Genomic DNA, 2284 nt, shown 5'->3' with positions numbered 1-2284 from the left:
TTGCAGTTTGAATTTAAATTTAAAAATATGTTTGCCGGAATTGTTGGCGGTTCGCGTCCCGATCACCAGGATTACGGCTACAATTTTGATCTGTTTGAATACGGCGCTTACATAGGGCAAAGCAAAAAAACGTCCAATGGATTTGTGCAGTCGTCGCTGGCTTTTTTCGAACAACGAAATTCGGGGAATGTCGACCGCCGGTTTATTTACATGCAGCACACCAATTCAGCCATTAAAAATCTGACCTTGTTTTCTTCGCTGGAGCTCGATTTGTACAAACTCGAAAATGAAAAGCCCGCAAACACAGTGAGTTTAACCAGCCTGTATTTTTCAGCGCGTTATCGTTTTTCAAAACGACTTTCGGTTTTTGGTTCGTACGACAATCGGAAGAATGTAATTTACTACGAAACCTTCCGGAATTATGCCGACGAAATTTTGCAACAGGCAAGCCGGCAAGGAGTACGCGCCAGGATTAACTACCAACCTGTAAAGGGTTTCATTGTTGGTGCCAGCGCCGGAACACGATTCCGCGACGAAGATCCGCGACCAACAAAAACATTAAATGGTTTTGCAACCTGGACAAAAGTTCCGGCGCTGAATGCATCGTTGAGTATCTCCGCCAATTTGATGCAAACCAGCTATCTCGACGGGCAGGTTTATGGTGCACGTTTATCAAAAGATCTTGTTTCAGGAAAATTGTATACAATGCTGCATTATCGATGGGTAGATTTTCAATATGTAAATACTTTAACTAATTTGCAGCAGCACATTGGCGAGCTTGATTTGTCGTGGCAATTCAGCAAAAAACTGTATTTGTCGGCCAATTACGAGGCAACATTTCAGGATCAACAGTTGTTTAACAGGTTGTACCTTAACTTGAGAATTAAATTTTAAAACTATAAAAAGAATGATGAGGATGAAGACAAGCAAAATCTTGATGATACTGGCCGTTGCCGGTATGTTTTTAGGTTGTGTAAGAAATAAAAATGGCGCTTCTGCTCCGGCTCAGAGTGAGAGCGCATTTAACATGATTAAGGTTTCGGAAGTGATTCAGGGAGGAAGTTACACCTACATTAGCGCAACTGAAAACGGAATCGCAAAGTGGATTGCAGTAGCGAAACAAGACGTGAATCCCGGCGAAGTTTTATATTACTACGATGCCCTGCCAATGGAAAATTTCCACAGTAAGGAGATCGATAGAACCTTTGATGTAATTTACTTCGTGAATAAAATAACCAAAACTCCCGGAACTGAACAGCCTGCCATGGGTAGTGCTATGCCTCAGTCGCATCAGGGAAAAGTGGCTGTTAGCGATGCCGAAGTTGAAATCGAGAAAGAAGAAGGAGACTTGAGTATTGCCGATGTTTTTGCCAACAAAGCCGATTACAGCAGTAAAGAATTTGAAATTAAAGGGGCTGTGGTAAAAGTGAACGAACAGGTGATGGGTAAAAACTGGGTGCACATTCAGGATGGTACCGGCACCGGTGGTAATTTCGATCTGACAATTACAACACAAGCCGATGTAAAGGTGGGCGACGTGGTTACTTTTAAAGGAAAACTTACGCTTGAAAAAGATTTTGGCGCGGGTTATTACTACGATGTAATTATGGAAGATGGAACCCTTGTACAAAAGGAGGGAACCCAGATTTAATTATTCACATATCCATTAACAGCTTCAAGATAGGCTGTTAATGGATATAATTTTTCATCGTACCACAACGATGCAAAATACAATCCGATGGGGGCTTTTTTAAGCCCGTTTTTTTTGTAATAATCGTCGAGCCACGCTAATCCCTTTTCAATCTCAGTTTTTGATTTTGTACTGTTCAATGCTGCGACAGCAAGTGCTGTTTCTTCAATTGTGCCTTGAATCCCAAAATCTCCACCCCAGCTGCCATCTTTATTCTGAACTTTTAGCAGGAAGTTCGTTCCTTCAGTAATCATTTTCTGTATTCTTTCAGTCAGAGCCGGCTCTTCTTTCAACAACAGTTTTGCTTTTTGAAAATAGGTGAGTACGCGGGCGGTTCCGTACACCGGGTTTTTATGATTTTTGGTATGCTGATTTCCAAACCAAAGCGGTAACCACGAACCATTGTCTTTTTGGTGTTTTTCCAGATAGTCAACTGCTTTGTTAATGGCTATGGTGTAATGCTTTCTTTGTTTTAAACTCAAATCAGATTTGTAAACATCCAGCAGTTTTGCAAGCGCAAAAACACAGTGTCCGGTTAAATCGGCACAACTTTGGTCGAAGGGTAATTTCCCCCAACCCCGCGAAAAGGTTGGA

The 2284-nt window shown here is 41.7% G+C and carries 3 protein-coding genes; 2 read left to right on the top strand and 1 reads right to left on the bottom strand.

The genetic code is table 11. From position 1 onward, the window contains the following. Both ABZB17_RS22290 and ABZB17_RS22285 read left to right on the top strand, forming a co-directional pair. The coding region (locus ABZB17_RS22290; RefSeq protein WP_372653846.1) for a hypothetical protein at positions 1-894 on the top strand (894 nt) is incomplete at its 5' end. A 22-nt stretch (positions 895-916) separates the two neighbouring features. Next, positions 917-1651: a hypothetical protein gene (locus tag ABZB17_RS22285; protein WP_372653843.1), complete on the top strand. Its 735-nt coding sequence runs from the start codon at positions 917-919 to the stop codon at positions 1649-1651. On the opposite strand, the gene ABZB17_RS22280 is transcribed toward ABZB17_RS22285, so the two are convergent. Continuing rightward, positions 1648-2284 (bottom strand): prenyltransferase/squalene oxidase repeat-containing protein (locus ABZB17_RS22280; protein WP_372653841.1); only part of this gene is annotated, 637 nt, incomplete at its 5' end. The two genes, ABZB17_RS22285 and ABZB17_RS22280, sit on opposite strands and share 4 nt — an antisense overlap.

This window comes from Draconibacterium sp., assembly GCF_041583095.1.
Classification (GTDB): Bacteria; Bacteroidota; Bacteroidia; order Bacteroidales; family Prolixibacteraceae; genus Draconibacterium.
The sequence above is the reverse complement of the archived record's forward strand: the minus strand, read 5'-3'. Positions and strand labels throughout refer to the sequence as shown.

Excerpts from the sequence above, each read along its gene's own strand:
- ABZB17_RS22285 (WP_372653843.1), top strand. The coding sequence starts at position 917 with ATGAAGACAAGCAAAATCTTGATGATACTGGCCGTTGCCGGTATGTTT.